At 64.1% G+C, this 6681-nt stretch carries 7 protein-coding genes; 3 read left to right on the top strand and 4 right to left on the bottom strand.

Going from position 1 to position 6681, the window contains the following annotated elements; all coding sequences use genetic code 11:
- A partial coding sequence (locus AB4Z53_RS28820) for a hypothetical protein (protein WP_441598930.1) occupies window positions 1-189 on the top strand: 189 nt, incomplete at its 5' end.
- A gap of 173 nt (window positions 190-362) precedes the next feature.
- Here AB4Z53_RS28820 and AB4Z53_RS28815 read toward each other — a convergent pair.
- The 4 genes from AB4Z53_RS28815 to AB4Z53_RS28800 are packed head-to-tail and all read right to left on the bottom strand — an operon-like array spanning window position 363 to window position 4998.
- Window positions 363-605, bottom strand: coding sequence for a hypothetical protein (locus tag AB4Z53_RS28815; RefSeq protein WP_441598929.1), 243 nt, complete (start codon window positions 603-605; stop codon window positions 363-365).
- A 10-nt stretch (window positions 606-615) separates the two neighbouring features.
- The gene (locus tag AB4Z53_RS28810; protein ID WP_441598928.1) at window positions 616-1839 is read right to left on the bottom strand and encodes an aminomethyltransferase family protein; all 1224 of its coding nucleotides are present in this window, start codon (window positions 1837-1839) and stop codon (window positions 616-618) included.
- The gene (locus AB4Z53_RS28805; RefSeq protein ID WP_441598927.1) at window positions 1836-3389 is read right to left on the bottom strand and encodes a phytoene desaturase family protein; all 1554 of its coding nucleotides are present in this window, start codon (window positions 3387-3389) and stop codon (window positions 1836-1838) included. The genes AB4Z53_RS28810 and AB4Z53_RS28805 overlap by 4 nt, the downstream gene beginning before the upstream one ends.
- Window positions 3376-4998 carry a phytoene desaturase family protein gene (locus AB4Z53_RS28800; protein WP_441598926.1) on the bottom strand — a complete coding sequence of 541 codons (1623 nt, stop codon included), beginning with the start codon at window positions 4996-4998 and terminating at the stop codon, window positions 3376-3378. Before AB4Z53_RS28800 ends, AB4Z53_RS28805 begins: the two co-directional genes overlap by 14 nt.
- Before the next feature lie 145 nt (window positions 4999-5143).
- Between AB4Z53_RS28800 and AB4Z53_RS28795 the strand changes: the two genes are divergently transcribed.
- Complete coding sequence (locus tag AB4Z53_RS28795; protein WP_441598925.1) at window positions 5144-5953, top strand: class I SAM-dependent methyltransferase; 810 nt, start codon at window positions 5144-5146, stop codon at window positions 5951-5953.
- Between the two features lie 40 nt (window positions 5954-5993).
- Window positions 5994-6653, top strand: coding sequence for a TetR/AcrR family transcriptional regulator (locus AB4Z53_RS28790; protein ID WP_113539165.1), 660 nt, complete (start codon window positions 5994-5996; stop codon window positions 6651-6653).
- Window positions 6654-6681: the final 28 nt, after the last annotated feature.

The following is a 6681-nucleotide window of genomic DNA, read 5'->3' as shown; positions in this document are numbered from 1 at the left end:
TCGCCGTCGGTCGGTGCCGATGTCGGCTTCGCCTCGCTCGACGGCGAAGGCCTGTTCGGGCGGGTTTCAGCCGGGTTGGCCTTGTCGAACACCGACAACTGGGACCTCGACTTCTCGCTGCTGTTCAACATCGAAGGCGACGGTTCGCAATCGGCCGGCGCCAAGGTCGGTGCCCGCGTTCGCTTCTGACGAATGAGGGGCACCATTGTTGGTGCCCTTGCCGCCGCTCGGGTCGAAGATCGCACGATCGCCGGATATAGAGTGCGCCGCAAGATTGGTGTCGAGCACCCGTGGCGTAAAACGCTTCTGCGGTCGATAACGTCATCGCCCGATCGGCATCCGACAAACAGGTCCCGCCGATCTCAGGAAATGCCGTCGTCCTCCAGACGGGACAGCCATTCCGAACCGATCTGTTGGCGACGCAGGACCATGGCCGGGTCCTCCGCATCGAGGCGCGAGCAGATGCGGTAGACTTCGAGTGTTTCAGCATCCAACAAGCCGCGCTGGTAGAAGAACATTGCTGCCGCGTATCGGGCGCGGCCGGACCACTCGATGCCGGGTGCCATCTTGATCATCTCCCAGTGCCGTCTCGTCTCGTCGTCCATGCGCGCGGTCTCAGAAACGGCCGGGCGGATTGGCCGAGCGGCGGTCGAGTTTGACAAAGGGCCGGGCGACGACACGCGCCCGTTTCATCAGCTTCTGATACTGCAGTTCGCGCAGAGCATAGATTTCGACCCAGAGATCGTCGGCGATCCGGCTGCCGTAAGGGCGCGCTAGGCTGGCAATCGCGATGTTGCGCTTGGCGAGCGGCGACCAGATCGCCGCCGTGACGAGGCCCACTTCCTTCTTGCCGCGATGATAGACGATTGCGCCCTCGGCGGGGATGTTGCCCTCGATTTCGAGCCCGACGAGAACGTGCTTCAGGGTCTGTTTCGCGCGAGCCCGGAAGATAGCGTCGCGCCCGTTGAAGTAGGGCTTCTCCGCATCGACCAGCCAGTCGAGCCCGACCTCGTCGGGCATACGTTCGCGGTCGGCGCGCAGCGCGGCTTCGGCGGTGATGAAGTCGGCATTGGCGACGATGAAACCTGCTTCGATGCGGGCGCGGTTGAGCGCATCGTAGCCGATCGCCTTCAGGCCGAAATCGGCACCCGTCGCCCACAGCCGGTCCCAGAGGCTGAGAGCGTGCGTGGCATCGACGAAGAGTTCGTAGCCGAGGTCGCCGGTGAAACCGGTCCGCGAGACGGTCACCTTGCCGTCGAGATCGGGAAACTCGGCGAGTTGGAACGGCTTGAGGTTTTCCACGCCGGCAAAGCCTGCCGCTTCGAGAACTGCAAAGGAGGTTGGTCCCTGCAGCGCCACGGCAGCAATCTCGCTGGTCTCTTCGTTAATCTCGACGGAAAAACCTGCCGCGCTGTCGAGAAGCCAGGGCAGGTGCCGCTCCTGGCAGCAGAGGCGGAAATCATCTGCGGCAAGCCGGAAGAGCGTTCCGTCGTCGAGGACATGACCATGGTCGTCGCACCAGGCCGTGTAGTGCACGCGGCCTATGCCAAGCTTGGCGACGTTGCGCAGTGTCAACCGGTTGAGATAGCGCTCGGCGTCAGGGCCGCGAACGCGGTACTTCACCATGGGCGAGATGTCGAACAGGGCCGCCGTCGAGCGGATCGCGAAGTATTCGAGTTCCGTGTCGAAGATCGAATGCGGCGCCTTGTAGCCCGCCCAGCTGTACCAATCTTTGGTCTCGCTGAGTGCGGCAAGGCGTTGATGAAACGGCGTTTCGAGACGGGGCGTCAGGATATGGCCCTGCTGGGCGCGGCGCAAGGCTGTGAGATGCATCATCATGCACGTTTCTCCGATAGGACCTGCCGGGCGGCGAGCAGGCCGGGCAGGCCGGAAATGCCGCCGCCTGGATGCGAGCCGGCGCTGGCGAGATAAAGACCCCGAAGCGGCGTCGCGTAGCCAGACGCTGCGTTGACCGGGCGGTTGACAAGCAACTGATCGGCCTGCAGTTCGCCATGATGCCAATGTCCCCCAGGCAGGTTGTAGCGCGCCTCGATATCCAAGGGGGTCATGAGGCTCGTGGCCACGATGCTCACGCCAAGACCGGGGGCATAGCTTTCGAGCGTCTCAAGTACGATCTTCTGGAATGCCGGCTTGCCCGTCTCCCAACCGTCGGCAAGCGCGTAGGGCGCGAATTCGACGAGCGCCGAAAGCGTACAGCCGCCAGCCGGCGCCAGCGAGGGATCGCCGAGGCTCGGCAAAGTGATCTCCATCACCGGGTCGCTGGAAAACGCGCCGTATTTCGCCGGGTTGAATGCCTCTTCGACATGGTCGATCGAACGGGCGATCACGAGCCGTCCGCGGAGATCAGCCGCCGCGACGCCGGGAAAGTTCGGGGGGCGGTCGAGCGCCAGGTCGAGCTTGGCGACATTGCCCTTCGAGCGGATATTGCCGATGGCGCGGCGGAAACCGGTGCCGATCTCGGCGGCGTCGGTGAGGGCGAGGAACGTGGCCTTCGGGTGGATCGCCGAGACGATGGCTCCGGCTTCGAGCGTCTCGCCGGTGGAGAGGACGACACCGCTGGCACAGCCGCGATCGGCGATGATGCGGGAGACCTGCACGCCCGTGCGGATCGCGACGCCGGCGCGGGTTGCCGCGTTCTCGAAGGCCACCGCCGCCGATCGGCCGCCGGCGCCGGCGACGACCTGCGCGCCGGTCACGCCGTGCATTTCTCCGGTGAGGCGGTAGTAAAGGCCGAGCAGCGACGTCGGCGAACGGGGTCCCAGATGGATGCCGAGCGTGGCGTCGAAGGCGAGCAGCGCCTTCAGCCGGTCGTCGGTCCGGTACTCGTCGGCGATGTCCGCCACATTCATCAGCAACATGCGCAGGAAGTCGCGGCTTTCCTCTCGTCCCTTGCGCAGAAGGCCGAGACCGGCCCCGGCGAGCGTTGCGAAATCCGCCAGCGCCATCTCGCCGATCTCCGGCGGCTTGCGTTTCAGGAACCGTTTCAGGATGGCCGCCTGGAAGATCAGCTTGCCGCGCAGATCCTGGAAGCGTCGGGCTTCGTCTTCGGAAACGCCGTCGATGGCTTCTCCGTAGCCGCCCCGCAGTACGGCATGACGCCCGGTCGGCGAAAGCACCACCGTCGGTGCCGCCGCTTCGCTGCCGCTTTCGAGCGAGAGAGCTGACGCGACTTCCGGATGGAGCCGGTTGACGATGTGGGCAAGACCGGGGCTCGAATAGCCCGGGTGGAAGGTGTAGCTGCGCGCGGCGCCCCCGAGCGTGTCGCTGGCTTCAACGACCACGACCTTGCGGCCGGAGCGGGCGAGGAGGGTGGCGGCGGTCAGGCCGTTGTGGCCGCCGCCGATGACGATGGCATCAAATGACGTCATGGGCCGGGCTCATCTTGTCGGAGGACGTATGACGCAGGTCGCGCAGGATTTCGGCGGCGGCATTGCGGCCGGGGGCGCCCATGACGCCACCGCCCGGGTGGGTCGACGAGCCGCAGATGTAGAGACCCCGCACGGGGCTGCGATACTGCGCATAGCCGGGGACCGGGCGGTTGAAGAGCAACTGGTCGAAGGTGAGTTCACCCTGGAAGATGTTGCCTTCGGTGAGGCCGACTTCCTGCTCGATCTCGCGCGGCGTGCGCACCTCCATGTGCAGGATGCGGTCACGAAAACCCGGTGAATAGTCGCTGATCTGCTTGATCACCGTTTCGGCGAAGGCGTCCCGGTCGGCATCGGTCCAGTCCCGGCCCTCCACCTTCGGCGGACAGTACTGCACGAAACAGGAGACGAAATGTTTTCCCGGCGGCGCCATCGTCGGGTCGAGCGTCGTCGGGATCATCATGTCGACGAAGGGGTCGGCCGACCAGCGCCCGGCCTTCCAGTCGTCATAGGCCCGCTCCATGCGCTCCACGCTGTCGGTGAAGTGCAGGTCGCCGCGAATGCAGGAGGAACCTGCGGGCAGGGCCGGAAATTCCGGCAGGCTGTCGAGTGCGATGTTGAGCTTGCCGGAGGAGCCGCGCATCTTGAAGTGCCTGACCCGGTGGACGAAGCGCTCCGGCAGATCGTGCTCGTCGACGAGCTTGAGGAAGGTGCGTTTGACGTCGGCATTGGAGACGACGAGATTGCCGAGCACCTCTTCGCCATCGACAAGCACTGCACCACGGGCGCGACCGCCGCGGGTCAGCACCTTGGTGACATCTGCGCCGGTGCGGATTGTGCCGCCAGCCGCCTGGAACGACGAGGCGAGCGCCTTGGTGACGGCGCCCATGCCGCCGCGGGCATAACCCCAGGCGCCGACCGAGCCGTCGACCTCGCCCATATAATGGTGCAGCAGCACATAGGCCGTGCCCGGCGACATCGGCCCGAGCGCAGTGCCGATGATGCCGGAAAGCGCGAGGTAGGCCTTGATCACGTCGGTCTCGAAATACTCGTCGAGGAAATCCGCAATCGACATGGTCCAGAAGCGTAAGGTTGCCGCCATTTCGGCCGGTGAGAATTCGCCGAACTTCTTTGCGAGGTAGATGAGTTCGGAGATATCGCGCGGCTTGAAGCTGAACGGGTCCGGTGCCGTGCGCATGAGCAGCGGCTGGATGAAGCGGCACTGGCGGGTCACGTCGCGGGCGTAGCGGTCATAGGCTTCCGCATCGCGCTTCGAGTAGCGGGCAAACTCGCGGCGATGGGAATCGTGGTCGCGGTAGGAGGCGAGATAGTCGCCGTCACGGGTCAAGACCGCGCCGCCTTCGTAGGAGATGACCTGAAGCCCGTGTTTTGGCAGCTCCAGATCGCGCATGATTTCGGGGCGGAAGAGCGAACAGACGTAGGAACAGTTGGAGTAGAGGAAGCCGGGGGTGAGTTCGCGGCTGGTGGCCGCCCCCCCCACCCAGTCGTTCTTTTCGAGGACGACGACATTCAGCCCGGCGCGCTGCAGATAGCAGGCGGCGACCAGGCCGTTATGACCTCCTCCAATCATCACCACGTCGTATTTTTTCATCTGGCTCCCCCTGTCGTTGATCAAAAAATGACACGGAAAGCAGAATGTTGTCCATCAATATTGAATGAGCGTTCAGCAAATATGTTGCAATCCTCTGATAATGCGGTAGGATTTTTAGCAAGGCTTGATATGGCCAGGAGGTCAGATGTCGTCGATTGATCAGGAAACGGGACAGGCCGTCGAATACGACGATACGGCCATCCGCTTTCTTGAGGTGCTGTGGGGCGAGGGTTACCTTTCGCCCGGTGGTCCCGACGAGGTTGACCGCGTGCTCGACGGGGTCGAGATCGACGGCAAACGTGTCCTTGATCTCGGCTGCGGTGCTGGCGGCGTGACGCTGCATATCGCCCGAACCTGTCGTCCGGCGGCAATCACGGGCTTCGACGTCGAGGCGCCGGTTATCGCGCATGCGCGCGACGCGGCAGCGCGCCAGGGCCTTGCGGGGGTGAGCTTCGTTCAGGCGCCGGCTGGTCCGCTGCCCTTCATCGATGGCAGCTTCGATGTCGTCTTTTCGAAGGACGCACTGGTCCATGTTGCGGACAAACTGGCCGTGTTTCGCGAAATGTACCGCGTGCTTTCGCCCGGCGGCGTGTTCGCCGGCTCCGATTGGCTGATCTCCCACGACGGTGAGCCGTCGCAGGATATGAAGGCGTATCTCGCGGCCGAGGGGCTGAGTTTCGGTATGGCTTCGGCGGCGACGTATCTCACGGCGATGGCAGAGGCGGGCTTTGTCGAGACGCGCGCGGAAAGCCGCAACCAATGGTATCGCGAGGTCGCGCGCCAGGAGCTTTCGCGACTGCAGGGAACATTGCATTCGGCCGCCGTTGCGGCGGTCGGCGAGGCCTATGTGGCCAAGAATATCCGGACCTGGGCGGCCATGCAGAAGGTGCTTGACAGTGGGGAGCATTGTCCCACTCATCTGCGTGGCATCAAGCCGATGCGGCGGGACGCATGACATGCATCTGCGCCTGAAGAAGAACGATACGGCGGTACGGATGAAACTCACCCCTGAAGTGCAGGAAGCCGCGGAAGGCGAAAAGCGTGGCCGCAAGGCCTCGAAGGAAACCCGGCGGCAACAGCTGATCGAGGCGACGATCGATTCGCTGGCGAAGCGCGGCTATTCGGAAACGACGCTTGCCGACGTTGCCGATGGCGCCGGCCTTTCGCGCGGCATCGTCAACTTCCATTTCGAGAGCAAGGAAAAGCTGCTGATCGCCACGCTGCAATATATGGCCGACGAATATGCGGCCAATTGGGGTGCAGCGCTGGAGAAGGCCGGTGACAAGGCGGCGGCCCAGCTCTGGGCACTTGTCGCCTGTGATTTCGATCGCAAGATTTGCACCAAGCGCAAGCTTGCGGCCTGGTGCGCCTTCTGGGGTGAGGCGAAATCGCGGCCGACCTATCAGGCGCTCTGCGGCGCGCGCGACGTCAAATACCAGGAGATCTTCCTGGCCCTTTGCCAGAGGCTGAAGGACGAGGGCGGCTACGCCTATGAGCCCGAGGGCATGACGCTGGCGCTCTGCGCCTGCATGGAAGGGCTGTGGCTGAGGCTGATGATGGGCGACGGGCTGACGCGCGAAAAGGCGCATGCGGCGGCCGTCGAATATCTGCTCGTCGCCTTCCCCAAGCATTTCACCCGGGAAGGGCCGAAATAGGGAACAACAACGCCGGAACGGCCGGATA

It is taken from the genome of Ensifer sp. 2TAB8, assembly GCF_052115125.1.
Classification (GTDB): domain Bacteria; phylum Pseudomonadota; class Alphaproteobacteria; order Rhizobiales; family Rhizobiaceae; genus Ensifer.
This window is presented reverse-complemented; position numbering and strand designations above follow the sequence as displayed.